This window comes from Bifidobacterium intestinale (assembly GCF_023656765.1).
In the GTDB taxonomy this organism is placed as follows: domain Bacteria; phylum Actinomycetota; class Actinomycetes; order Actinomycetales; family Bifidobacteriaceae; genus Bifidobacterium; species Bifidobacterium hominis.
Map to the genome: position 1 here is coordinate 239,782 of NZ_JAMOKR010000005.1, position 25,364 is coordinate 265,145.

Annotated in this window: 16 protein-coding genes and 1 other RNA gene; 14 read left to right on the forward strand and 3 right to left on the reverse strand. The window is 58.5% G+C overall.

Annotation, left to right across the window (positions count from 1 at the left end):
• Positions 1–41: 41 nt before the first annotated feature.
• From NBH13_RS07955 to NBH13_RS07990, 8 genes are all read left to right on the forward strand, one after another.
• Positions 42–2,171, forward strand: coding sequence for a family 43 glycosylhydrolase (locus tag NBH13_RS07955; protein ID WP_250779510.1), 2,130 nt, complete (start codon positions 42–44; stop codon positions 2,169–2,171).
• Positions 2,172–2,254: 83 nt separating this feature from the next.
• Entirely contained in the window at positions 2,255–3,331 is a 1,077-nt protein-coding gene (locus NBH13_RS07960) for a LacI family DNA-binding transcriptional regulator (RefSeq protein ID WP_022245262.1), read from the forward strand.
• 267 nt (positions 3,332–3,598) lie between these two features.
• Positions 3,599–4,615, forward strand: coding sequence for a glycoside hydrolase family 43 protein (locus tag NBH13_RS07965; RefSeq protein ID WP_250779511.1), 1,017 nt, complete (start codon positions 3,599–3,601; stop codon positions 4,613–4,615).
• Between the two features lie 252 nt (positions 4,616–4,867).
• Positions 4,868–6,184, forward strand: a complete 1,317-nt coding sequence (locus NBH13_RS07970) for an ABC transporter substrate-binding protein (protein ID WP_099571085.1) — start codon at positions 4,868–4,870, stop codon at positions 6,182–6,184.
• Positions 6,185–6,333: 149 nt separating this feature from the next.
• The gene (locus NBH13_RS07975) at positions 6,334–7,281 is read left to right on the forward strand and encodes a carbohydrate ABC transporter permease (protein WP_039196774.1); all 948 of its coding nucleotides are present in this window, start codon (positions 6,334–6,336) and stop codon (positions 7,279–7,281) included.
• A complete protein-coding gene (locus NBH13_RS07980) occupies positions 7,278–8,186 on the forward strand; it encodes a carbohydrate ABC transporter permease (protein ID WP_250779512.1) in 909 nt (302 codons plus the stop codon). Before NBH13_RS07975 ends, NBH13_RS07980 begins: the two co-directional genes overlap by 4 nt.
• Before the next feature lie 190 nt (positions 8,187–8,376).
• Positions 8,377–10,899, forward strand: coding sequence for a beta-L-arabinofuranosidase domain-containing protein (locus NBH13_RS07985; RefSeq protein WP_250779513.1), 2,523 nt, complete (start codon positions 8,377–8,379; stop codon positions 10,897–10,899).
• Positions 10,900–10,936: 37 nt separating this feature from the next.
• A complete protein-coding gene (locus NBH13_RS07990) occupies positions 10,937–11,995 on the forward strand; it encodes a glycoside hydrolase family 43 protein (RefSeq protein WP_250779514.1) in 1,059 nt (352 codons plus the stop codon).
• A 177-nt stretch (positions 11,996–12,172) separates the two neighbouring features.
• Here NBH13_RS07990 and NBH13_RS07995 read toward each other — a convergent pair whose 3' ends face one another.
• On the reverse strand, positions 12,173–14,485 hold the full coding sequence (locus NBH13_RS07995; RefSeq protein ID WP_250779515.1) for a transglycosylase domain-containing protein: 2,313 nt from the start codon (positions 14,483–14,485) through the stop codon (positions 12,173–12,175).
• A 235-nt stretch (positions 14,486–14,720) separates the two neighbouring features.
• On the opposite strand from NBH13_RS07995, the gene NBH13_RS08000 reads away from it, so the two are divergent.
• The gene (locus NBH13_RS08000; protein ID WP_144171115.1) at positions 14,721–15,863 is read left to right on the forward strand and encodes an inositol-3-phosphate synthase; all 1,143 of its coding nucleotides are present in this window, start codon (positions 14,721–14,723) and stop codon (positions 15,861–15,863) included.
• A gap of 87 nt (positions 15,864–15,950) precedes the next feature.
• On the opposite strand, the gene glf is transcribed toward NBH13_RS08000, so the two are convergent.
• Entirely contained in the window at positions 15,951–17,129 is a 1,179-nt protein-coding gene (glf, locus tag NBH13_RS08005; RefSeq protein WP_250779516.1) for a UDP-galactopyranose mutase, read from the reverse strand.
• A gap of 226 nt (positions 17,130–17,355) precedes the next feature.
• Here glf and ffs point away from each other — a divergent pair.
• The 5 genes from ffs (at position 17,356) to NBH13_RS08030 (ending at position 23,712) form a co-directional block, all read left to right on the forward strand.
• Positions 17,356–17,452, forward strand: an RNA gene (ffs, locus tag NBH13_RS08010) — signal recognition particle sRNA small type.
• A 53-nt stretch (positions 17,453–17,505) separates the two neighbouring features.
• A complete protein-coding gene (locus NBH13_RS08015; RefSeq protein WP_144164523.1) occupies positions 17,506–18,744 on the forward strand; it encodes a phosphatase PAP2 family protein in 1,239 nt (412 codons plus the stop codon).
• A gap of 125 nt (positions 18,745–18,869) precedes the next feature.
• Positions 18,870–21,917: a type I DNA topoisomerase gene (topA, locus tag NBH13_RS08020; protein ID WP_144171188.1), complete on the forward strand. Its 3,048-nt coding sequence runs from the start codon at positions 18,870–18,872 to the stop codon at positions 21,915–21,917.
• A 5-nt stretch (positions 21,918–21,922) separates the two neighbouring features.
• On the forward strand, positions 21,923–22,561 hold the full coding sequence (gene tmk / locus NBH13_RS08025; RefSeq protein WP_144164537.1) for a dTMP kinase: 639 nt from the start codon (positions 21,923–21,925) through the stop codon (positions 22,559–22,561).
• Positions 22,558–23,712, forward strand: a complete 1,155-nt coding sequence (locus NBH13_RS08030; RefSeq protein ID WP_065446837.1) for a DNA polymerase III subunit delta' — start codon at positions 22,558–22,560, stop codon at positions 23,710–23,712. Before tmk ends, NBH13_RS08030 begins: the two co-directional genes overlap by 4 nt.
• A gap of 505 nt (positions 23,713–24,217) precedes the next feature.
• Here the strand turns inward: NBH13_RS08030 and NBH13_RS08035 are convergent.
• Positions 24,218–25,255 carry a LacI family DNA-binding transcriptional regulator gene (locus NBH13_RS08035; protein WP_250779517.1) on the reverse strand — a complete coding sequence of 346 codons (1,038 nt, stop codon included), beginning with the start codon at positions 25,253–25,255 and terminating at the stop codon, positions 24,218–24,220.
• Positions 25,256–25,364 lie beyond the last annotated feature (109 nt).

The window sequence follows — 25,364 nt, forward strand, 5'->3', positions numbered from 1 at the left end:
ACAACGTTGTAAAGAAAAGTCGAATCATAAGGGGTTTCTCGATGTCGAGTTCCTACGAATTGCTGTGCTACACGCGCGAAGCCACCGGTCGCGAAGAGGCGAATAACGAGGATATTGCCTACAGCATGCACCTTGCGTTGCGTGCCGACGGGGCCACCGAGTGGGAGCCGCTCAACGAGAATTACGGCGTTTTCTTCGCCGCCGGTGTGCCTATCCAGGCCGCATCCGCCGAATCTCGCCGCGCCTGCGTCGCCGCGGCGCATTTCGTCGCCGATCCGTTCGACGAGGCCCGTCCGGCCACCGATGCCGTCGCGTACGGCGCTGTGATGCCGGGAATCGACATCACGCTCAAATCCTTGAAGGATCCGTATCTGTTCCGCCTCGCGGACGGACGATTCGCTCTCGCGGCCACCCGTACCGCGCGTGGGGGAGCGCCGGACGGGTCCGAGCGGTCGGCGTTTCTGTTGGCGCTCAGCGACGATCTGACGGCTTTCGCGCAGCTTGGATTGGTGATGCTGCGTACCGGCGGCGGCGTCAATCGTCCGTCTGTCGCATTCGACGCGGATGCCTCCCGTTATGTGATTTCCTGGATTTCGGATGATGGCGATGCGCGTTCCGCAAGCGTTGTCGATATTGTCGCCGCGGCCGAGTCCGGCGAGCCGATCGATGTTGTGGAAGCTGCGGTATCGGCGAAATCCTGCCATTCTGGCAACCTTTCCTGCGATTGCAATATTCCCAATGCCGTTCCTGGCAACGTGATTGCCGTCACTGAAGAAGAAGCGTCGAAACTGATCGAACGATTCGGTCGTATTTACAACGTTGAAACATCGGTGGCGACGCAGCATATCGACATGGCGGCAAGTAGGGAAGCGGCCCGTGAAGCCGTGCAGGCACTCGCCAAGGTCCGCGCCGATCTCGTCTACAGCGACGGTTCCGGCGCCACCCGTGTCGTGGATTGGAACAAAGACGAACTTGAGGCGATTGCGCAGGACGCCGCCGAAGGCAAGCTCCAGCCGGGCGACACGCGCACGGTGAGCGGCCGCATCCGCCAAACCGTATACCCGGTGCCATTTGCCGTGGAGCGTGCGGACCCGTCGGTGTTCGCTTGGAATTTCAACGGCAAGCCGATGTTCATGTTCATCGCCACCGACGATACCGACGGCAACTGCGTCGATCCGAACGATGGCGCCACGCATATGCCGTTGCGCATCGCCGACTCCATCGAAGCGCTTTCCGACGCGGCGGGCGGCCGTGCCAAGGAAATCGATCTGCTCAAATGCGGTGATTACAACGCTGAAGGACGCGCCATGACCGGCTGCTTCTGGGCGCCGGAACTGCATGTCATCGATGGAAAACTGTCGGTGCTCTTCATGCCATGCTTCGATGGGCCGGCCACCAATCCAGACGGCACGCCCAACGATCGCGCGGGCAAGCCAGACATGTGGACGGGCAGCTGCCATATCATGCAGCTCAAGCAGCATTCCGACGGCACGGATTTCGATCCGCGCGAACCCGAAAACTGGACGGTGCCGAAGCCGATTCTCACACCGACCGGCGGCGTGCTCAATCCCATCCAACGTATCTCGCTCGACATGACCGTCATCAGCGATTCCGGCCGCTGGTATTACGCTTGGCAGCAGGTCGGCAGCATTTGGATCGCCAGCTTCGATCCGGCCCGTCCGGAACGGCTTACCTGCGAGCCGAAGCAGGTCGTTGTGCCGGAATTCGCGTGGGACAATATGATCGCCGAAGGTCCGAACGCCATCGTGCATGATGGCACGATCTACCTGATTTATTCCGGCTCGCTGGTCGGTATTGACTACACCACCGGTCTGGTCACCGCTCCGGCCGGGCAGGACGCCGATCTGACCGATCCGAACGTGTGGACGAAGCTCGACTATCCGCTGCAGAAATCCGGAGTATACAACGGGCAATGGCAGCTCGGCACCGGCCATGGCATGTGGTCCAACGACGAGGACGGCAATCTCATCTATGTATTTCACAATGCGGAATACGAGAATGGACGGTATGGCGGCCGCGACGCCCAGGTGCGCCGCGTGCACTGGTCCAAGGAGGGTATGCCGATACTGGACATGCAGGCGGCGGAAGAGCTCAATCCGGACTATGCTGATATAACGATGAAAATCGTGGTTTCCGGCAATAAAGGCTGACTTCGTTGGCTTCAGCGCCGCAAGGGGTGAAAGCCGGTGTTGGGGCCGAATGTATGAGACGTTTTTGGTGAAAAGGGGTTGACATGCCGAAGCAGAATGGCGCCAACGGCGAGCACGTGGTGACCATGCGCGAGGTCGCGAAGGCGGCCGGCGTATCGATCAAAACGGTGTCCAATGTGGTCAACGACTACGAGTTCGTGTCGCAGGCCACGCGAGACAAGGTCAACAAGGCCATCGACGAGCTCGGCTACACGTTGAACGTGTCCGCGCGCAATCTGCGCAGGGGGCAGACCGGCATCATCGGCCTCGCCATTCCCGATCTGCAGATGCCGTACTTCGCGCAGCTTTCGTCACTGGTCATCGAAGAGGCCAAGAAGCTGGGCCTGCGCGTGATCGTCGAGCCGACGCAATACTCGCGCGAAGGTGAGATCGAGGCGCTGCACGGCTCCCAGCAGACGATGATCGACGGACTGATCTACAGCCCGCTGGAGCTTGACCAGGACGACGTCGACCAGCTGGACGTGGACTACCCGCTGGTGCTTGTGGGCGAACGCATCTTCACCGACAAGGTGGACCATATCGCCACGGAAAACGTGGAAGGTGCCAAGCGCGCCACGTCGTATCTGCTGCAGACCGGCTGCAAGCGCGTGGCCGTGGTCGGCGTGCATCCGGGCGAGAAGGTCGGTTCCGCCGCGCTGCGTTATCAGGGTTATCTTGAGGCGTTGGAAGAGGCCGGCGTCGAGTTCGACGAGCGTCTGGTGGTCGAATCGGGCATGTGGCATCGTAGCGATGGTGTGCGCGTGATGAACGCGCTGCTCGATTCCGGCGTGGTTCCCGATGGCGTCGTCGCGCTGAACGACATGCTCGCCTCCGGTGTGATGCATGCGATCCAGATGCACAATCTGCGCATTCCCGAAGATATTTCGGTGATCGGTTTCGATAATTCCGACGATTCGCAGTATTTGTCTCCTGCGTTGACGTCGATTGCTCCCGGTCTTGAGGCGGTGGCGCGTCTGTCGGTGAAATTGCTGAAGGATCGTATCGACGGGGTTTCGCCGTCGAAGGATCTCAAGCCGGAGCAGAAGGTGTTCCGCAAGGTTTCGTCGTCGTTGGTGGTGCGTCAGTCCACCAAGCTGCCTACGAATTCCTTGGTGGTGTGATTTTTCTTCCTTCTTTTTCTTCTTCTTTTGGAAGGAAGGAAGTGATTGGTGCCTCGGCGCTTGCGTCCGGTTTTTACGGATTGCCGGTGCCGAGGTTTTTGTTTTCCCTTTCTGACGATTGCCTGTTGCCGGGTACTGCGATTCGATTCTTCCGAGGAGTCGGATGCGAGAAACACGCGGTGCGTTCCTCCGATTTGTTACAACGTTGTAATAGTGATATATTCAACGTTGTAAATTACTGGAACAACGGATTGAAAAGGACTAGACATGGCTGTTTACAACAATCCGATCGTGCTTCAGCGCGCAGATCCTTGGGTCCTCAAAGTTGACGGCGAGTACTACTTCACTGGCTCCGACCCGGAATACAACTGCATCGCCATTCGTCACGCATCGAATATCAACGACCTGCAGAAGGCTCCTGAAACGGTGGTGTGGCGCAAGCATGAATCCGGCCCCGCGAGCATCTACATCTGGGCTCCGGAACTGCACCGCATCAACGGCGCTTGGTACATCTACTTCGCAGGCGCCGCAACGGATTTCGAGGCCTCCGGCCTACCGACCCACCGCATGTTCGTGCTGGAGAACACCGATGACGACCCCACCACCGACAACTGGGTGGAAAAGGGCCAGATCATCACCCCGATCGACTCTTTCGCACTTGACGCCACCACCGAGGTGATCGACGGCGTGCAGTACCTGGTGTGGGCCCAGAAAGATCCCGCGATCGAAGGCAATTCCAACCTGTACATCGCCAAGATGGCAAACCCGTGGACGCTGGAAAGTGAGCCGGTCATGCTCACCAAGCCGGAATATGACTGGGAATGCATCGACTTCCTCGTCAACGAGGGCCCGGCCTTCCTGTTCCACGAGAACAAGATCTACATCACGTATTCCGCCTCCGGAACCGGTGTGCCGTATGCCGTTGGCCTGCTCACCGCCGAGCGCGGCAGCGACCTGCTGAACAAGGATTCCTGGACCAAGAGCCCGGTGCCGGTGTTCAAGACCTGCGCCGAAAACGGCCAGTACGGCCCCGGCCACAACTCGTTCACCAAGTCCGAGGACGATTCCGAAGACCTGATGATCTACCATTGCCGCAACTACACGGAAATCAAGGGCGATCCGCTGTTTGACCCGAATCGTCATGCCCGTGTCGGCGTGGTCAAGTGGACGGAGAACGGCCCCGACTTCGGCGTGCCGGAACCCGACAATCTGTGGACTCCGGACACGACGGACGTGTTGCCGGCCGATGGCGGAGCTCTTGCGGGAACCCCGGTAGCGAACTGACTTGCGTAATCGTAAGAAACGTTGCGATTCCAACGAAAACGAATAATTGAAGATTATAAAGAAACAGCTTTTCCATCGGCGTGTTTCCGATTTGTACAACGATAGAAAAAGCTGTATAATCAAAATTACAACGTTGCAAACGGCAGTGCAGCTGACGAAGCGTGAACGACATCGCAAACAAGGTTGTTGATGAATGTCACTGCAACGGTTGGAGGAAATGTCTTGGGAGACCAAGAGGAAAAGGAGAAATCCATGAGGATCAAGAAGAGCACCAAGGCTCTCGCGGCTGCGGCGTCCTTGGCTATGATGGCCACCGTCGGCCTGTCCGCCTGCGGCGGCAGCAGCAACGACGCCGAGACGACCGCTGACGGCAAGGTCAAGATCACGATGTGGCACGGCTTCTCTGAGGCTGATGGCAAGACCCTCGAGTCCATCGTCAAAGACTTCAACAAGTCCCAAGATAAGTATGAGATCGATGCTCAGCTGCAGCCGTGGAGCACCATCGGCGAGACCATGGTGACCAAGGTCACCTCCGGCGACGGCCCGGACTTCGTGACCACCGGCGCCGACAACGGCCAAGGCTGGTCCATCGACGGCACCTTCCAGTGCGTCACCGATTTCTACGACGACAAGGACAGCGGCACCGATGAGTACATCGAGAACGTCGTTGACCAGATCACCTTCAATATCGACGGTTCCGAAGAGAAGTGCGGCGTCCCGATGGGTTACGCACCGACCGCTGTGTGGTATAACACCGACATGTGGAAGGCTGCCGGCCTGACCGACGCCGACTACCCGCAGACCTGGGATGAGCTGCTCGAAGTTGCCAAGAAGCTCACCAAGTCCGATGGCTCCCAGTACGGCATCGCTCTGCCGGATCTCGGCTGGGCTCCGTTCCTGAAGGGCAATGGCACCGGCATCTACACCACCGATGGCAAGGTCTCCATCAACACCAAGGAGAACAAGGCCTTCCTCGAGAAGATGCGTGACTTCTACAAGGGCGGCTACTCCGTGTCCGGCATGGATGAGACCGCTGCTCGTGAATCCTTCGAATCCGGCCAGTCCGCAATGGTGATCGTCGGACCGTGGGAGGATCAGGCCTCCACCGACAAGGGCATCAACCACGACCTGTTCCCGGTTCCGAACGGCGACGGCACCTATGTGTACCCGGACGGCACCAAGGGCTCCAACACTGGCTCCACCGGTCTGTACTGGTGGGTCACCTCCCAGGTTGGCGACTCCGCTAAGAAGCAGGGCATCTACGACTTCTTCAAGTTCTACAACAACCACGACAACCAAGTGACCTGGTCCCTCGGCTCCGCTTACCCGCCGAACAACACCACCGTCACCGCCGATGAGCTCTCTGAGCGTCCGCTGATCGCCAAGATCGGTGAGAACACCAGCAAGTCCTTCATCGGTATCGCAGGCCTCAAGGGTGGCTTCGGCGACATCGCTGCCTCCGTCGACACCCTGACCTCCAACACCGCCCGCACCGACGACGACATCCAGAGCCTGCTGGACGACGCCGAATCCCAGATCCAGGGCTACCTCGACGAGTACACCGAGTAAGCGAAGCGGGATTCACCTACAATCAACAAGTGAGCGGGGCTAACCCGCTCACCACCCCAGCAAAAGGCCACGGTGCTGGCCCTCACGCCAGCGACGTGGCCTTTGCTGTCTTAAAAAAACACATCCCTGGTGTCATTAAGGAGGAGATAATGGCACAAGCAACTGCCGTCCCAGGATCCGCGCATTCCGCGGTGGCCAAGGAGAACAAGAAGGCGATCCAGGCCCGTAACCTGCGCACCGGCCTGCTGTTCACCGCACCGGCCCTCATCGTTCTCGCAATCTTCGTTTTCTATCCGGCGATCAAGACGTTCATCACGTCCCTGACCTCCGACCGCATCAACCGTGCCGGCAAGTTCGTCGGTTTCGACAACTACATCAAGCTGTTCCAGAGCGCCGACTTCTGGACCGACGTCAAGAACACCCTCGTTTACGCAGTGGCCTACGCTCCGATCGTCGTGGTCGTCGCACTCGCGTTCGCACTGCTGCTCAACCGCAAGGACCTCAAGTTCGTCGGATTCTTCCGTACCTGCATGTTCCTGCCGTTCGTCATCTCCCTGACTGTCGCCGCCATCGCATGGCAGTTCATCCTCTCCCCATCGCTGGGCTTGGTTCCGTACTGGATTCAGCAGTTGACCGGCATCGCGCACGTCGATCTGCTCGGTACCCGTGAAACCGCCATGGCTACCATCGTCTTCATCACCGTGTGGAAGAACTTCGGCTACTTCATGGTCATCTTCCTCGCAGGTTTGCAGGGCATCTCCGCCGAACTGTATGAGGCCGCCTCCCTCGATGGCGCCTCCGCATGGCAGAAGTTCCGCTACATCACTCTTCCGGCACTGCGCCCGACCTTCAATTACGTGGTCATCTTCGGCCTCATCGGTTCCTTCCAGGTTTTCGATCAGGTCTTCATCCTGACCTCCGGCGGCCCGGCACGCGCCACCGAAACCATCGTGTATCGCATCTACACCGAAGCATTCGGCAACGGCAAGCTCGGCTACGCATCCGCACTGTCGTACGTGCTGCTGATCATGACGCTCATCGTGGGCCTCATCCAGCTATATACCAACAACAAGCATGAGAAGGAGGAAATCGCATGAGCACCGCGACTCTTTCCGCACAAGAGCAAGAGAATGCCCGCATCAACACCGAAAACGAGCGTCTTCGCAAGCAGGCGACCCGCAAGCGCCGCATCGGCCTGGGCTTCAGCTACTTCGCTTTGATCCTCATCACCATCCTGATGATCTTCCCGCTGCTGATTGTCGTGCTGGTGTCGTTCACCCCGAACGCCATCACGCAGACTTGGCCGCCAAAGCTCGTCCCGAACCAGTTCACCCTTGAGAACTACCAGTCGCTGTTCGAACGTCTGCCAATCGGTCGAGAAATGCTCAATACCGTCATCTTCGCCGGTGCCGTGACCATCATCTCCGTGTTCTTCGACTCCCTGGCTGCCTACGGCCTGTCCCGCGTGGACTTCAAGGGCCGTGGCCTGCTGCTCGGCGTGCTGATTGCCACCATGATGATCCCGGGCATGGCCCTGCTCATCCCGGTGTACAAGTTGCTCGCCAACATGGGCCTCATCAACAGCTACTGGGGCATCATCATCCCGCGTATGGCCGACGTCGGCGGCATCTTCCTGCTGCGTCAGTTCTTCATCTCCATTCCGAAGGACCTCGACAACGCGGCCCGCATCGACGGCGCAGGCGAATTCCGCATCTTCGCGCAGATCATTCTGCCGAACGCCGTGCCAGCAATCCTCACCGTGGGCATGTTCAACTTCATGGGCAACTGGAACGACCTGCTTTGGCCGTTGATCATGACCTCCAAGCCGGAGACCCGCACCATCACCGCAGGCCTCGCCATGCTGACCGGCCACGGTTCCTCCGTCACCCCGTACGGCGTGGTGATGGCAGGTGCGCTGATTTCCGCGCTGCCGCTGCTTATCGTGTTCTTCTTCGTGCAGAAGCGCTTCGTCGAAGGCATCGCGATGACCGGCATGAAGTAACCATAATTCAATAACTTTCCTTTCATCTCCTCCATCCGCATCTTGATCGGGTGCGGAAAATCCGCCGCGGTGTCTGCGATGCACTGCGGCGGATTTTTTTAAAGTACGTGCGCTACATTGGACACAACGTTTATAACGATAGAAATCATCGTGTTCCCCTACCAATCATGCTGTGCGCAAAGGAACAATCATGAACGATGCCATCACACGCTTTCCCACATCCCGCGTCAGCATTGACGATACCGAATACCTAGCGGCTCAACAAGCAGGGGCGCAGTACCTGCTTCATCTCAATCCCGACAGGCTGCTCTATCCTTTCCGTCGCGAAGCCGGCATCTCCCAGCCGACAGCATCAAACGGTGCAACGATATTGTCATATCCCAACTGGGAGGCAACCGGCCTTGACGGTCATATCGCAGGCCACTATTTGTCAGCATGCGTAGCCTTCGCACAAGCTCTTGCTGGATCCTCGACCAACAACATCGCCGCCGCTGTCAACAGCACTGCTTTCATACAGCGTGCCGCCCACATGGTGCGCGGCATGCGCGAATGCCAGCAGGCCTTCTCCGACGACGAAACAATGCGTGGCTACATCGGCGGTATCCCGAATTCCCGCAGCATCTTCACCCGAATCGCACGCGGCGACGTCGAATCGCAGAACTTCGCCCTCAACGGCGGCTGGGTGCCGATATACAACCTGCACAAAACCTTCGCCGGGCTGCTGGACGCTTGGGAAGGACTGGCATGCATCGATGCGGATACCAGCATCATAGCCCGGCGGTCCGTCATCGAATTGGCCGACTGGTGGTGCCGCATCGCCGAACCGCTCAGCGACGAAATATTCGAACGCATCCTCGTCTCGGAATTCGGCGGCATGTGTGAATCCTTCGCCGAACTATACGCGCGCACAGGCAACGAACGCTACCGGCGCATGGCCTACCGGTTCTGTGACGCCACGATCTTCGAACCGCTGTCACGCGGTGAAGACACTCTTACTGGCATGCACGCCAACACGCAAATCCCCAAAGTGCTGGGCTGGGAGCGATTAGGCGCGCTGTGTGGCGACGACACCTGCAATACGGCGACCAATACGTTCTGGAATTCCGTGGTGCATCACCGTTCCATCAGCATCGGCGCACACTCGGTCAGCGAGCATTTTCACCCTGCCGATGACTTCTCCTCAATGGTCGAATCGCGCGAAGGCCCGGAAACCTGCAACTCCTACAACATGTCGAAACTAGCCGAACGGCTGTGGCTGCGTGAGCCGAAGCCGGAATATCTCGACTTCTATGAGCGCGTGCTGGAAAACCACCTGCTGTCCACGGTGAACCCTGAACATCCCGGATTCGTCTATTTCACGCCGATGCGGCCAGACCACTACCGTGCATACTCTACGTCCGGCCAGTGCTTCTGGTGCTGCGTCGGCTCGGGCTTGGAAAATCATGCACGTTACGGACGCCTTGTTTTTGCACGTCAGCATGTTGACGGCGAGCCGGAGCGACTGCTGTGCAACCTGCTGATTGGCGCGACGCTTGACTGGGCGGAGGAAGGTATTGCCGTTAGGCAGACGGTGACGCGCAGCAATGCTGACGGTGGACGGTACGTTGCACATATCCGCATTCATGCCGATGATGCACGGACGCATCGTCTGATTGTGTGTGTCAGGGATCCGTGGTGGGCTGCCGACTTCAGTATAGAGGTCGTGGCCGGCGGCGTTGCAGGTGATTGCACTGCGGTTGATTGTGTTGTGGACGACTGCGCCGTATTTGATGGCGCTGCGCCGGAGGGAGGGGCTTCGCAGTTGGCTTCGCTGCCGGAAGGCTATCGGGCCATGCGGCTTGAATGGCGAGGCGAGACTGAGATTCGCGTGCTGGTGAAGCCGCGCGTGAGCGTGGAACTGCTGCCAGACGGCTCCGCATGGGCGAGCTTCATGGTCGGTCCGAAGGTGATGGCGTTGCGCGGTGACGATCAGGATCTTATCGGCCAGTTCGCGGATGACAGCCGTATGGGTCATATTGCGGCAGGCCCGTTGCGTGCCTCTGCGGAACTGCCCATTATCGTTGCGGGCGATGCTGATGGCGCTGGTGTCGCCGGCGCTCCCAGCATGCTCGGCCAAGCCAGGCTGGACATGGAGAACAAGCGCCTGTCCGTGCCGGCGCTCGATTCCCGGAATCACCTGGTTTCATTGGAGTTGGAACCGTTTACCAGCATTCATGAATCCCGTTACAGCGTATACCTACCGATTGCGCCCAACGATGATGTGGATGGCCGCCGTCAGGAACTGGCGCAGGCCGATGCGGAACAGATGCGACACGAAAGCAGCACGATTGATGCGATTTCGTGCGGCCAGCAGCAATCGGAAGTCGATCATGAATACTGTGGACAGAGCGATGACATGGGAGCGGATGGCACCATTCATTGGAGGCGTACCGCAGCGGAGGGGTGCTTCGGCTATACGATGAGGAGACCGTCTGACGGTGGCCGTTTGGAAGTGTCGCTGTGCGTTGACGACGCGGATATGCCGTATGCGCTGTCAATCGACGATGTAACGCTGAAACGCGTGGAGCGCCGCGTCATCGACGGTGATCCGTTATGCGCTGACATATATGATTTGGCCACTGCCGGCGACGCCTCACGTATCGCAGTGCGCATTGCCGCTGCCGGTCGGGTTTCAACGCCGCGAATCTCCGTGCTTCGCGTTGTTGCGTGCTGAGTATGATGCCGCTATATTGCAGGAAAGGACGCGGCCGATGAGTGATTGCACCAACGACCCTTACGCTTATCTTCTTGTACATTTCTTAGAGGATCCGGACGGCTACGCCGAACGCATCTATCTGGACGTGTCGGACGGCGACAATCCCCATCGTTGGATTCCGCTCAACGGCGGGCGACCGGTACTGACATCGGATATCGGTACTACCGGTGTGCGCGATCCGCATATCATCCGCAATCCGCAAACCGGCATGTGGTATATCATCGCGACCGATTTGCGCGTATTCGGTGGTGACAACGGCGGATGGTACGAATGGTCTCATCATGCGAGCACGAATCTGATCGTCTGGCAATCGCCAGATCTGCTGCATTGGGAAGGCCCTCGCATGCTGGACGTCTCCCAGCGCGCCGACGGCACGCATATGCAACTTGGCATGGCATGGGCCTGCGAATGCCTGTGGGTGCCGGACTATTATCCGGAGGAATATGAAGGCGATTGCGGCGCATTCGTAATGTACTGGTCCAGCACCGTATTCGACGATGCGGATACGGCGCATGATGATAATTCTGTGACCAGTTCCGTGCTGTGGGGCGCGACCACCGACTTCACACAGGATACGTTCGAATTCGGCGGCGTGCTGATCGACACCGGTGGCGATTCCATCGACACCACCATGGTGCAGCGTCCATTGCCGGACGGCGGACTGCGCACGTATCGCATCACCAAAGACAATTCCTTCGGCAACGGCATTTGGATGGACTACACCGATGCGCGGCGCTGGTGGGAATCCGACACGCAATGGCATGTCATGCAACGTCATATCGGTGCGAATTATGTGGAAGACGGCAATCCCGGCGGTGTGGAAGGTCCCGCGGTATTCGCTAACCATCACAACAACGGTGGGCCGGACGACGAATGGTATCTGTTCGTGGACGTCATACCGTCAATCGGCTACAAGCCCATGAGCACGAAGGATCTTGACGCCGGCTGGCATCCGCTAAACGCCGCGGATTATTTCCTCTCGCCGCACACCAAGCATGGCGGCGTCGCCTCGCTGACTCGCGAGGAATACGAGCGTCTCATCCAAGTTCTCTGATTCGTAAAGCCCCTCTAATTCGTTAAAACCACGCGGTTTTAACGCTTGATGGTCCCTAGACACGCAATCCCCGTACTGCTTCCATTTTCGCCCTTTTTCGGGCCACGAAAATGGAATAGCAGTACGGGGATTACGGTTTTCAGACTTTAGGACTGGGACTCGGAACTCAGCCGAAATCTACTGCGTATTTCCGTTGGTTCCGGTCTGGCCGTTGGATTCGCTGGTGGAGCCTCCGCCGCTAGTATCGCCGCCGGCTCCGCCGGAATTGTCTCCGCTACCGTCTCCGCTGTTGCTGCCGTTGCTGACGGTTCCGCCGGTTCCGGAATTGTCTCCGTCTCCGTTACCGCCGCTGTTCTGATCGCTGTTCTGCGTCGGATCAGGCGTGGTCTGCTCGGTGTTCTCCTCGACCTTCGGCGTCTCCTGATTCTGCCGTGTCTCGGTCTTCTGCGCGCCGGTGCCCCATGTGCCGTCCGGGCCGCCGATTTTGCCGTTGTCGGTTGGCTCGGTGAAGGTCATCACCTCCTGATTCTGCAGGGCGAGTGACATGAACTCCTCGAACAGATGCGACGGATAGCCGGTGGAGGAAACGCCATAGCCTGCGAACGGTGGCACTTCCTGCGCGCTGCCGTCTTCCGCAGGATTCCAAATGGCCCACACATTGAGCAGTTGCGGCGTATAGCCTACGAATGAGGCGGCCTTCTCATCGTTTGCGGTGCCGGACTTGCCGGCCACCTGGCGTCCGAGACGTGCCGAAACACCGGCCGCGGTGCCGTACGTGGTGGTGCCCTGCATGGCCTTCTGCACCAAGTGGCAATCGTTTGCGTCGAATACCTGCTGGTTCTCCTGCGTCGTCTTGTACAGTTCCTTCGAACCGTCGGACGTGAGCACCTTGTCGACGATGTGCAACGTGTTTTTCACACCATCGTTGGCAATGGTGGAGTGGCCCTGAGCCAGATCCCATACGGTAATGCCGTTGATGCCCAGAATGTTGTAGGTGGTGTCTTCGGCAATGTCTCCCTCAATGCCCGCCTGATGCGCTATTTTGGCGAGATTCGCGGCGCCGAGATGCCTGTTGACATCCATGAACACGGTGTTCACCGAATTCGCGGTCGCCTGATAGAGGTTGATATACCCCCAGTTGGTGTTCAGTGCGTTCGGCACCTGCGCGGTGGTTCCCGGAGTCGTCTCAAACGTCAGGCCGGAATTACCGTTGAACAACGTGTTGAAATTCACACCCTCCTGAGCGGCTCCCAGCAAACCGAACGGCTTCATCGTGGAACCCGGCTCGAATGTGGCCTGTGTGGCGTTGTTGAGCTGCTTGGTGAGGTAATCGTTGCCTGCATACATGGCCTTGACGGAACCGGTTTTCGGATCGACCGCAATGCCGCCCACCTGGATGCTTTCCGGCATGCCTTCCGGCCGGGTGTCGCCGACCTGTTGGATCTCGTCCTGCATGCCCTTGTCAAGCGTGGTGACAATCTTGTAGCCGCCGGTTTCCAAATCATCGGCGGTGAACGCTTTGGAATTGACCAGTTCGTTCTTCACTGTGGTCAGCAGATACCCATTGGCGCCCGCCATCTGGTTGTTCTGCTGGATTTCCGACACGGCGGGGAACTGCGCTTCCGTCTTTTCCTTGGCGGTGATGTAGCCATCTTCCTTCATGATGTTGAGCACGCGGTCATATCGTTTTTCAGCCTGCTTAGGGTTGACGGCCGGATCCCATGAGCTCGGCGCCGGAATGATACCGGCCAACATGGCGGATTCCGACAAGGTCAGATCGCTGGCGTTCTTGTTGAAATACGCCTTCGCCGCCGCCTGAATGCCATACGCGCCACGACCAAGGTAAATCGTGTTCATGTAATTGCACAGCACCTGGCTTTTATCTTGTGCCTGCGCGATCTTGATGGCCAGGAACGCTTCTCTCAGCTTGCCGGAATACGACGTGGTCTCGCCCAAATAGTAGCGTTCCGCATACTGTTGGGTGATGGTCGAACCACCTTGCCTGCTGCCGGTGGTCAAGTTCGTATACAGTGCTCGCGCGATGCCATACAGGTCGATGCCCTTGTTGGTGTAGAAGGATCGGTCTTCCGATGCGACGATCGCGTTGCCCACGTAATCAGGCAGTACCGCGCAGTCGATGATTTCGCGGTTTTGCTCCGCGTAGCTGCCGATTTCCGTAGTGCCGTCGGCATAGTAGACGGTTGTTTTTTCGGCGAGGGCAAACTTCTCCGGTTCGGGGATTTCCGTGGTGATATACATGTAGGCGAACAGGCCGATTCCTGCCGCGAGCAGTGCCGCGAAGATGCCGAGTACCCACTTCAGTACGAGATGCTTGCGTTTGTTCTGCTTTTTCTTAGGTCCGTTGGCGCGGTGCGATCCATGGTTCTGCGGCTTGGGCGCGCTATGGAATGCGTTGCTGCGATTGCTGCTGGCGCCGCCGTTGCGGGCGCTTCTTGAGCGTGAGCTTACGCTTCGTGTGTGTGAAACCATAGCTTCCACCGTAGCTGATTGACTTGAGAAATCAGGTGGAAATAGGTGCGTTTGCCTTGGCGGGGGCATTTTTTGCGCAGCTCTTTTACAAATCGACAGTTTGCAGGACGTTGCCTCAATATCGGCTGATTTTCAGGGTTTTGTCAGTTTTTCAGGTGCCTTTTCGCTGTTTCGCAGGTATGCTTGAGAATTGGTACCTGTAACGCATACACATATACAGAGGAGTCGTTTACAGATGAGCATTCGTGTGGCTATCGCCGGCGTTGGCAATTGCGCTTCGTCGCTGGTGCAGGGCGTTGAATACTACAAAGACACGAAGGACGAGGATAAGATTCCCGGTCTGATGCACAACAATTTCGGCGGATACCGCGTGCGTGACATTGAATTCGTCACCGCGTTCGACGTGGATGCGCTGAAGGTCGGCAAGGACTTGTCCGAAGCCATCGAGGCGTCGCAGAACAACACGATCAAGTTTGCCGACGTGCCGAACCTAGGCGTTGAGGTGCTGCGCGGCCCGACCAACGATGGTTTGGGCGAGTACTACCGTCAAATGATCGAAGAGTCTGACGCCGAGCCGGTCGACGTGGCCCAGGTGCTGCGCGACAAGAAGGTAGATGTGCTTGTTTCTTACTTGCCGGTCGGTTCCGAGCGGGCCGACAAGGCGTACGCCCAGGCCGCCATGGATGCCGGATGCGCGTTCGTGAACTGTCTGCCGGTGTTCATCGCCTCCGATCCGGAGTGGGCTCAGAAGTTCCGTGATGCCGGCGTGCCGATCGTCGGTGACGACATCAAGTCCCAGGTCGGCGCCACGATCACGCATCGCGTGCTCGCCCGCCTGTTCGAAGATCGTGGCGTGCGCCTGGACCGCACGTACCAGCTTAATGTGGGCGGCAATATGGACTTCATGAACATGCTGCAGCGTTCGCGCCTGGAATCCAAGAAGATTTCCAAGACTCGCGCCGTCACTTCCGTGGTGCCGCACGATATGGACCCGCACAATGTGCATATCGGTCCGTCCGATTACGTGGCATGGCTGGACGACCGCAAGTTCGCGTTCGTGCGTCTTGAGGGTACCACGTTCGGCGATGTGCCTCTGAGCTTGGAATACAAGCTGCAGGTGTGGGATTCCCCGAATTCCGCCGGTATTGTGATCGATGCCGTGCGTGCCGCCAAGATCGCGCTCGACCGTCATCTGGCCGGCCCGATTCTGGCTCCGAGCTCCTATTTCATGAAGTCGCCGGCCGTGCAGCACGAGGATGGCGAGGCCCGCCGCTTGGTGGAGGAGTTCATCAAGGGCGAGGTTGAAGGCAGCGAAGAGCAGCTTGACGCCGATGTCGCCGCCGCCAAGGCAGCTGGTAAGGATGTGTGGCGTGCCTGATTTTTGGTTCGCCTGATATGAGGAATCCCCAATCTACCGTCGGTGGATTGGGGATTTTTAATTACGATTTGGAAACGATGCGTATTGTCACTTCTTGAGAAGGGGTTCGACCTGTTCCTCGTACGCGGTCAACGCGGTGTCGATCACGTTGTGCATGTCGTAGTACTTGTACGTGCCCAAACGGCCGCCGAACACCGTCTTCGGCTCGGCCTTCGCGAGCTCCTCGTACCTCGCGTACAGCGCCTTGTCGGCCTCGGTGTTGATCGGATAGTACGGCTCGTCGCCGCGCTCGGCGAAACGGCTGTATTCCTCCCACACCACGGTCCTGTCGGGATTCTGCGAGGCGGCGCGTTCCGGATTGAAGTTCTTGAACTCGATCGCGCGCGTGTACGGCACGTCCGCGTCGGAGAAGTTCATCACCGGGCAGCCGAAATGGTCGCCCTCGTCGTAGCGGACCTCCTTGAAGTCGACCGTGCGCCACTTGAGCTCGCCCAGCGAGTAGTCGAAGTAGCGGTCGACCGGACCCGTGTACACCACCGGCACGCCGGCCGCGGCCAAAGCCTTCTTGTTGTACGGCTGGGACTCGTCGAAGAAATCGGTCTCCAGGGTCACGTGGATGCGCGGATCGTCGATCATGCGCTCCATCCAGGCGGTGTAGCCGTCGGCCGGCAGGCCCTCCCACGTGTCCTTGAAATAGCGGTTGTCGTAGTTGAAGCGCACCGGCAGGCGGTTGATGATGCCCGCGGGCAGGTCCTTCGGGTCGGTCTGCCACTGCTTGCCCGTGTAGTTCTTGATGAACGCCTCGTACAGGGGGCGGCCGATCAGCGAGATGCCCTTGTCGTTGAGGTTCTGAGGGTCCTTGCCGGCCAGCTCGCCGGCCTGCTCGGCCACGAGCGCCTTGGCTTCGGCGGGCGTGTAGTGCGCGCGGAAGAACTGGTTGATGGTGCCCAGGTTGATCGGCAGGGGGTAGACCTCGCCGTCGTGCGTGGCATACACGCGGTGCACGTAGTCGGTGAACGAGGTGAACCTGTTCACATAGTCCCACACGCGCTGATTGGACGTGTGGAACAGGTGCGCTCCGTACTTGTGGATCTCCGCGCCGGTCTCCTCGTCCATGTAGCTGTACGCGTTGCCGCCGATGTGGTCGCGCACGTCGATGATCTCCACGCGCACGCCGAGCCTCTCCACGGCCTGCTGGGCCACGGTCAGGCCGAACAGGCCCGCGCCCACGACCACCAGATCGGGATATTCCACCGCTTCAGTCATAAGAACAACCTTCCGAACTTAAAACAAACACACAATATTCGTGTGCGATTCCTCATCAAGCATACCCGTCCATCCTCCTCATCAAGCATACCCGTCCATCCTCCTTAACATGGGGTGCAGCATTTTTGACGTTCGATTTTTTCGTATGGCGAGGCCTGCATGGCGACCTACGGCATGGCCTACGTGGGTTTCCGGCGCGGTTCGGTCCGGGCATGGTGTACACTGGTCTTTGCCTCCGCGTGGCGGTACGTCACCCAACTCCCCCAGGGCAGGAATGCAGCAAGGGTAAGTGGCCTCTTCCGGGTGCGTGGAGGTTTTCTTATATCTTCTTGCCATTCCTGCATACCGTAGAGCCGATGTCGTATTCTCAATGATTATGACCGACGAATTCAAGCCAATCATCCGAGACCCGCATAAGTCCGCGAATATGTTGGAGCAGCCGGTCGCGCCCGTTCCTGCACCGCAGCCGCCATCGTCGCAGACAGCTTCCCAACAATCATCGCCGCAGTCCGCGCCGATTCCCGCGCAACCCGCGTCGGATCAACAATCCTCGCAGTCTTGGCAAAAACTGGAATTTTCCGACACTGCGCAGGTTGCATCAGCCGCACCGGTCTCGCCGATTGCGCAAGCCGGCCAAGTCGATCCGATCGAACAGGTGCTTTCCCCACGTGAAGTGAACGCAGGACTCGCCAAAGTCGATCCGCTGACCCGTCGCCCGCGCGTATCGAGCATCGTGCTCAGCGTGGCGTTCGGTCTGCTGCTGCTTGCCGCCGCAGCGGGCGTCTGGTGGTTGGGCGTGCGCACGATGGAAGGCCAAAGCTATGAGGATATGGTCTGGTCGAAATTCGACGCGGCCCTGCCGGGATGGCTGGAACCGGTCGTGCATGTCTTCACCATTTCCACCGTTGTAGTCGCAACAAGCGTGATTATGTCGATAATCGCCCTCGTCGTGCTCATCGTAAGAAAACGATGGCTGTTGATCGCGCAACTGGCGGCATTCGGCGGAATCTGCTTTGCCGCGGCGGAGTTGCTGAAGCCGCTGCTGCCACGTCCGTACCTGATTAATCTGGAATCAAATCCCAATAATTCCGCGCCTTCCGGGCATGTCATACTCGCTGCGACGGCGGGGGCGATCCTGTTGTGCGCCGTGCCTCGCATGTGCCGTGCATTGGTTGCGGTGATTGGTTGGGCGTACGCGGTGCTTGTCGGATTGTCTGTGATCGCGGGGCAGTGGCACCGCCCGACTGACGTGATCATGGCACTGCTGATCGTCGGCGGAGTGGGCATGCTCATGCTCGCCGCAACGTTTGCGAACGGTATGGATGAGCCCGGATCGCGTGCGTCGTCGCCTTCCGTGCAGATCGTCGGCAGCGTGTTGCTGACGTTCGGTGTGCTTGGCACCCTGTATGGCGCGTACATTATTTGGCAGATTCAGCCGGGACTTGCGATGAGTGCGGAATGGACGAATTCCGGTGCGCATCTTTCCACGGTGATTTTGACTGCTTCCATCGCGTCGCTGGTGTTCGGCCTGGTGCTGGCTATGCGTCAGCTAACCGCCTCGCCACTGACGAAACTTGGGCTGGTGGGGGCTCCTCCGGCACCGCCGAAACGCTGACGTCCATACCTGCGAGTGCACCGAAATTTTACGGTGAAGGCCGCTCGCGCCACACGGGCGGTTTGCCAACTGCATACGATCAGTGAGTATTATTGCGTTGCAAACGCTAGTAATAAGGAGTGGCTATGGCTACCGGCAGCAAGCTCGTGATTGTGGAGTCTCCCACCAAGGCCAAGAAAATCGGTGGGTATTTGGGCTCCGAATATACGGTGATGGCCTCGGTCGGCCATATTCGAGATCTTGCGCAGCCAAGCCAGGTGCCAGCCGCCGACAAAACCAAATTCGGCAAGTTCGGAGTTGACGTGGAAGACGGATTCAAGCCGTACTACATCGTCGACGGCAACAAGAAGAAAACCGTGTCCGAGCTGAAAAGCGCGTTGAAAAAAGCCGACACCCTGTACCTCGCAACCGATGAGGATCGCGAGGGGGAGGCCATCGCCTGGCATTTGGTACAGACGCTCAAGCCGAAAGTGCCGGTCAAGCGCATGGTGTTCCACGAAATCACGAAGGAAGCCATCAAAGCGTCGCTTGACAATACTCGCGACGTTGACGACGACATGGTCGACGCTCAGGAAACCCGCCGTATTTTGGACCGCCTGTACGGCTATGAGCTTTCTCCGGTGCTGTGGCGCAAGGTTGGTCCGGGTCTTTCCGCGGGGCGTGTGCAGTCCGTTGCCACGCGTTTGATCGTGGAGCGCGAACGCGAGCGTATGGCGTTCGTGCGTGCTTCGTATTGGGATGTCACCGCAACGTTGGAAGCGCCGGATGCCGATGGCAACAATGTTGCGTTTGATTCTCGTATGGTGTCGCTTGGTGGGCGTCGTTTGGCGGGTTCCAAGGATTTCGGCGCCGATGGCAAGCTGACTGCGACCGATGCGAAGGATCAGGTCACGCAGTTGGATGAGGCGCAGGCTTCCGCGATTGCGCAGGCGTTGGAATTTGCAACGTTTACCGTCGCGTCGATGGAAACGAAGCCGTACCGTCGCCGTCCGGTTCCACCGTTTACTACGTCTACATTGCAGCAGACCGCCGGCAATCGTCTCGGCATGAGCTCACGTCAGACCATGCGTGCGGCGCAAGGATTGTATGAAAACGGTTATATTACCTACATGCGTACCGATTCGGTGACGCTGTCGCAGGAAGCGATCGCAGCTGCGCGTGAAGCGGTCGTCAAGCATTTCGGCGAAAACTATCTGTCGGATGCGCCGAAACAATATGCCACAAAAACCGCGGGTGCGCAGGAAGCCCACGAATGCATTAGGCCAGCGGGTGCGAAATTCCGTGACCCTGCGGAAATCGCAAGCAAAGTGCCGGCCGACCAGCTCAAGCTGTACACGCTGATCTGGCAGCGCACGCTTGCCTGCCAGATGGCCGACGCAACCGGTTCCACGGCGACCGTGCGACTGTCTGCGCCGACCGAATCGAATGGGGAAGCCATGTTCCAGGCTTCCGGCACTGTCATCGAATTCCCCGGCTTTATGAAGGCGACCGGTGAAGGCCGCCGCGCGTCCGCCGAATCGAAGAAGAGTGATGCTGCTGAAAGCGTTGAACAGGCTGCGCAATCCGGCAAATCCAGCAAAGCGAATAAGAAGTCGGATGACAATGTGTCGCTGCCGCCGATGAATCCGGGCGATGCGCTCGCCGCGGTGGCGGTTGACGCCGACGGACACGAAACTCAGCCTCCGGCGCGTTACACCGAAGCGTCGCTCGTGAAAACGTTGGAACAGAAGGAAATCGGCCGCCCGTCCACGTATGCGAGCATTATTTCCACGATTATCGATCGTGGGTACGTGTATGAGCGTGGTCGTGCGTTGATTCCGTCGTGGCTCGCGTTCTCCGTGGTCAAATTGCTGGAAACGAAGTTTCCGCGGTACGTGGATTACGAGTTCACGGCTGATATGGAAAGCGGTCTTGACCAGATCGCGAGCGGTCAGGAGACCGGTAGGAATTGGCTGACCCGCTTCTATTTCGGTTCCGGTGAGGGTGCTGCGCAATCCGCGGACGAGGCGCATGCCGGTTTGCAGCAGCAGGTCGCGCAGCTGGGTGAAATCGACGCTCGCGAGATCAATACGATTGAGATCGGCGACGGTTTGCATGTGCGCGTCGGCAGGTATGGCCCGTATTTGGAGGATGTGAACCATCTGGATGATGAAGGCAATCCGAAGCGTGCGTCGCTGCCGGATACTCTCGCTCCGGATGAGCTGACGGTGGAAGTCGGTCATGATTTGATTGAGAATCATTCCGGCGGTCCGCGTGCACTTGGTGTTGATCCGGTTTCCGGGGGCACTGTTGAAGTGCGTAATGGTCGTTTTGGCCCGTATGTTGCGTTGGTGATGCCTTCTGCGGATGCTGGTGCTGACGGTGACGTGGCTGGTGATGGCAAGCCGAAGAAGGGCAAGAGCGCTAAGAAGGCTGCCGATCGCCCGAAGATGGCGTCGTTGTTCAAGACGATGAGCCCGGAATCGTTGACGTTGGATGATGCGTTGCGTTTGCTGAGTTTGCCTCGTGAAGTTGGTTCTTATGAGGAAGCGGACTCTCAGACCGGTGAAGTGCAAACGGTTGCTGTGCAAGCCAATAATGGTCGTTACGGCCCGTATTTGACGAAGACCGGTGCCGATGGCAAGTCGGATACGCGCTCGCTCGCTTCGGAAGATGAGATTTTCACGGTTGATTTGGACAAGGCGAAGGAACTGTTCGCCCAGCCGAAGTATGGTCGTGGGCGCGGTCGTGGCGCTGCCAAGCCGCCGCTGCGTGAACTGGGCGTCGATCCGGAAACGCAAAAGCAGGTGACCATCAAGGAAGGTTTCTACGGCGCGTATATCACCGATGGCGAAACGAACCGTACGTTGCCGAAGCAGTATGCTCCCGAGTCGATCGAGCCGGCTGAGGCGTTCCGTCTGTTGGCGGAGAAGCGTGCGCAGGGTCCGTCGAAGAGGCGCGGTCGCAAGGGTGCTGCTGGCAAGGGTAGTGCTAAGAAGACTGCTGCTAAGGCTTCTGCTGATCAAGCTCGTGCCGATCGCCGTGCCAAGGTGCGCGAGTTGGCCGATAAGGGTTGGGCCAACACCCGTATCGCCAAGGAGATCGGTTCCACGCCGACCACGGTGAAGGCCGATGTGGAATGGCTTGCCGCCAACGAAGGATATGCCCGTCCCGCCGTAGTTCCCGCCCGGTGATGAATATGCAAGGCATATTCATCTCCTTTGAAGGCATCGACGGTGTCGGCAAAACCACGCAGGTCGAACGGTTGCGTGCGTATGTTGAGGCGCAGGGGCGCGAATGCGTGGTCACGCGCGAGCCAGGCGGTACCGTGCTTGGCGTGGCGATTCGTAAGCTGCTGCTTGGCGGCGTGGAAGGTTCCGACGTGGATATTGCTCCGCGTGCTGAGGCGTTGCTGTTCGCCGCTGATCGTGCCCAGCATGTTGCCGAGGTGATTCGCCCTGCACTGGAACGCGGTGCCGTGGTGCTTACCGATCGGTACCTTGATTCTTCTCTTGCATACCAAGCTGGCGGCCGCGAATTGACGGCAGATGAAATCCGTAACTTAAGTATGTGGGCAACCAACGGTTTGTTGCCGAATCGCACATATCTGCTGGATCTTGACCCTGTGCAATCGCATGCACGACTGCAGCATGATGAAGATCGCATGGAATCTGCAGGAAACGATTTCCAACGTCGTACACGACAGGCGTTTCTTGACTTGGCAAAGGCGGAATCGCAACGTTTCCGCGTGATTGATGCCAGCCAATCCATTGAAGAAGTATGGGCTCATATCCAATCCGATTTTGCGGGAATCGACCAATTGGAGGCCGCCCAGTGAGCGTGTGGGATTCGATTGTCGGCCAGCAGCAGGTTGTCGAACAACTCAAAGCCATCGCAAGTGGCGATCCGAAAGCCATTGCGCAATCCTGGTTAATTTGCGGTCCTCCGGGATCGGGTCGTTCCAATGTGGCGCGCGCGTTTGCTGCGGCGTTGGAGAGCCCCGATCATGGTCTTGGCGACGAGCCGACCAAAGCCGCGCAGCAGGTGCTTGCCGGCACTCACCCCGACGTGACCGTGCTGGCCACCAACAAAGTGACCATCGGCATCGACGAGGTGCGAAACATCATCACCACTTCCGAGCAGATGCCAAGCACTGCGCCGTGGCGCATCATCATTATCGAAGATGTCGATCGCATGCTGGAACGCACCACCAACGTGTTGCTCAAGGAGATTGAGGAGCCGAGTGAGCATACGATTTGGCTCTTGTGTGCGCCGAGTGCGCAGGACGTGTTGCCGACGATTCGCTCGCGCACTCGCATCGTCAATCTTGCCGTGCCCTCCACGCAGGCGGTGGCTGCATTTCTGGAGCAAAATGGCGGATTCGAGCCGAAAATCGCGGTGCGTGCCGCACGTCTTGCGGAAGGGCATATCGGCATCGCGCGCTTGTATGCGAAGAATGAGCAGGTGATGTCTGACCGCGACGAGCTGATTGTGGGCGTGCTTGGATTGCGTCGCGCGTCGGATGCGGTGTTGCTTGCCGGCAATCTTATCGACAATGCGAAGGCGCAGGCCGAAGCGGAGGTGAAGGTCAAAGCGGCAGAGGCGGAAGCTGATTTTCGCAGAGTCAATGGGCTTGGGGCAAAGGATCGTATTCCTCCGAAGCTGCGTGGCGCGTACAATGCGATTGCCAAAAAAGACGAGCTGAAGCGCCAGACTACGCGACTTACGCGTGATGTGCTTGACCGTGCGTTGAACTCGATTGCCAGTATTTACCGTGATGTGGCTGTGTTGCAGAACAATGCCGAGGATTCGGTGGGGCTGATTAATTTGGAGAATCGTTCGTCGATCACCGAACTGTCGGTGCGGCTTACGCGTGGGGGAGCGGTGCGGCGGCTGGAGGATATTGCCGTTGCGCGTCGCCGTCTGGCCGGCAATGGCAATCCCGTACTGGTCTTTGAAGCTCTCTTCTGCTCCCTCATCGCCAGCTAGGGCTAGCGGCGTTGGCACATACTGTTTTCCGAGGGCAGATTCTTCCAGTCGCTGGAGGTATTGCCCCGCTAGTGGGCGTCTTAGCGTCCTAATTCTTCCAGTTACTGGAGGAATCTTGCCGCTGACAGGGCTTTTGGCGTCCGTATTCCTCCAGTGAGTGGAGGAATTGCCCCGCTGATTGGTTCCTTGGCGTCCTATTTCTTCCACTCACTGGATGAATCTTCCCGCTGATTGGCCTCTGAAGGTCCGTTTTCCTCCACTCACTGGAACAATTCTCCCGCTGGTGGGGCTTCTAGCGTCCTGATTCTTCCACTCACTGGAACAATCTTCCCGCTGGTGGGGCTTTTAGGGTCCTGATTCCTCCAGTGAGTGGGGGAAATGGTTGTTTGGCTGCATGATTTTGGCTTGCTGCCGCGTAATTTCGTTTTTTCGCGATTATTTCGAACCGTGCGATCAGAAACTTGCTATCGTGCGATAACTGCCGGCAAAATTGCAAAAATGCGATTCAGCGCTGGTAGTTGGTGGATTCGCGCACGATCAGTTGCGGCGCAAGTGAGATATGCGCGGGGCTGCCGGGGGCGTCGTTGAGTAGGCGTAGCGCTTCGGAGACGATTTGTTTGAACGGCGGGCGCACGCTGGTCAGCGCCGGCATGGTGGTGCGTGCAATCGGCGAATCGTTGTAGCCAACCACCAGCACATCTTGAGGCACGCGAAGCCCGAGCGAATGCAACGCCACCATCACACCGAATGCGATCGAATCGTCGGCACACACCACTGCCTCCGGCTGCACGAGCGGCTCGGAAAACAGTCGCATGGCGCAGTCGAATCCGCGCTGCACGCTACGGTCTCCGAACTTGTTCCATTCGGTTTCGGTGGCAAGATGGTGCGCTCGCATCTGCGTGTGGAACATGGCGAACAGTTCCGCCGATTCGAAGGAGATTTCCTTGCCGGCCATGTATGCCACGGATGCGATGCCACGTTCGGCCAAATGCCTGATCACGATTTCCATGGCTGTGTTTTCGTCGACGCTCACCATGGATGTGCGGAACGAGCATTGGCGGCCGCCCACCTGCACGATCGGCAGTGTGGAGGCGTAATGTTCAAGCTCCGCGGAAAGATAGGCCGCCCAGGCAGGCAGCACGATCAGACCATCGACATGGCGGTCCACCAACGATTCGATACGTTGAACCTGCGTGGCCTGATCGCCGCCGATGCCCAGCAGCAGTTGCCGCGAATCCACGTCGATGACGGGTTCGATTGCGTCAAGCAGCTGCGCACAGAACGGGTCGGTGGCGGTCGGAATCACCAGGCCGATGGTGTTGGTGACGGTGCTGCGCAACGCGCTCGCCGCATAATTGACCGAATAGTTGAGGTGTGCCGCGGCCGCTCGCACGCGGCGTGCGATGTCGTCGTCTTTGGTGCGTTTGCCGGAGAGGACGCGGGAGACGGTGGCGATGGAGACGTTGGCTAGCGCTGCGACGTTCGTGATCGAACTGTTCGCCGAAGTTGCCGAAGCCGAAGCGTTGTCGGTTGTACGTGCCATGCTCTCCTCACCACAAATATTCGAAATGCTCGAAAAACTCGGATTATTCGAATTACTGCCGTATCTCAATCGCGTATTCAAGAATAAAACAGCCACCCGTCGAAAGCGG

What these genes read in the sequence shown, in the direction of transcription:
- NBH13_RS07985 (WP_250779513.1), top strand. Translation starts at nt 8,377, where the DNA reads ATGAACGATGCCATCACACGCTTTCCCACATCCCGCGTCAGCATTGAC.
- NBH13_RS07995 (WP_250779515.1), bottom strand. Translation starts at nt 14,485, where the DNA reads ATGGTTTCACACACACGAAGCGTAAGCTCACGCTCAAGAAGCGCCCGC.
- NBH13_RS07970 (WP_099571085.1), top strand. Translation starts at nt 4,868, where the DNA reads ATGAGGATCAAGAAGAGCACCAAGGCTCTCGCGGCTGCGGCGTCCTTG.
- NBH13_RS08000 (WP_144171115.1), top strand. Translation starts at nt 14,721, where the DNA reads ATGAGCATTCGTGTGGCTATCGCCGGCGTTGGCAATTGCGCTTCGTCG.
- glf (WP_250779516.1), bottom strand. Translation starts at nt 17,129, where the DNA reads ATGACTGAAGCGGTGGAATATCCCGATCTGGTGGTCGTGGGCGCGGGC.
- NBH13_RS07955 (WP_250779510.1), top strand. Translation starts at nt 42, where the DNA reads ATGTCGAGTTCCTACGAATTGCTGTGCTACACGCGCGAAGCCACCGGT.
- topA (WP_144171188.1), top strand. Translation starts at nt 18,870, where the DNA reads ATGGCTACCGGCAGCAAGCTCGTGATTGTGGAGTCTCCCACCAAGGCC.
- NBH13_RS08035 (WP_250779517.1), bottom strand. Translation starts at nt 25,255, where the DNA reads ATGGCACGTACAACCGACAACGCTTCGGCTTCGGCAACTTCGGCGAAC.
- NBH13_RS07990 (WP_250779514.1), top strand. Translation starts at nt 10,937, where the DNA reads ATGAGTGATTGCACCAACGACCCTTACGCTTATCTTCTTGTACATTTC.
- NBH13_RS07975 (WP_039196774.1), top strand. Translation starts at nt 6,334, where the DNA reads ATGGCACAAGCAACTGCCGTCCCAGGATCCGCGCATTCCGCGGTGGCC.
- NBH13_RS08015 (WP_144164523.1), top strand. Translation starts at nt 17,506, where the DNA reads ATGACCGACGAATTCAAGCCAATCATCCGAGACCCGCATAAGTCCGCG.
- tmk (WP_144164537.1), top strand. Translation starts at nt 21,923, where the DNA reads ATGCAAGGCATATTCATCTCCTTTGAAGGCATCGACGGTGTCGGCAAA.
- NBH13_RS07965 (WP_250779511.1), top strand. Translation starts at nt 3,599, where the DNA reads ATGGCTGTTTACAACAATCCGATCGTGCTTCAGCGCGCAGATCCTTGG.
- NBH13_RS07960 (WP_022245262.1), top strand. Translation starts at nt 2,255, where the DNA reads ATGCCGAAGCAGAATGGCGCCAACGGCGAGCACGTGGTGACCATGCGC.
- NBH13_RS07980 (WP_250779512.1), top strand. Translation starts at nt 7,278, where the DNA reads ATGAGCACCGCGACTCTTTCCGCACAAGAGCAAGAGAATGCCCGCATC.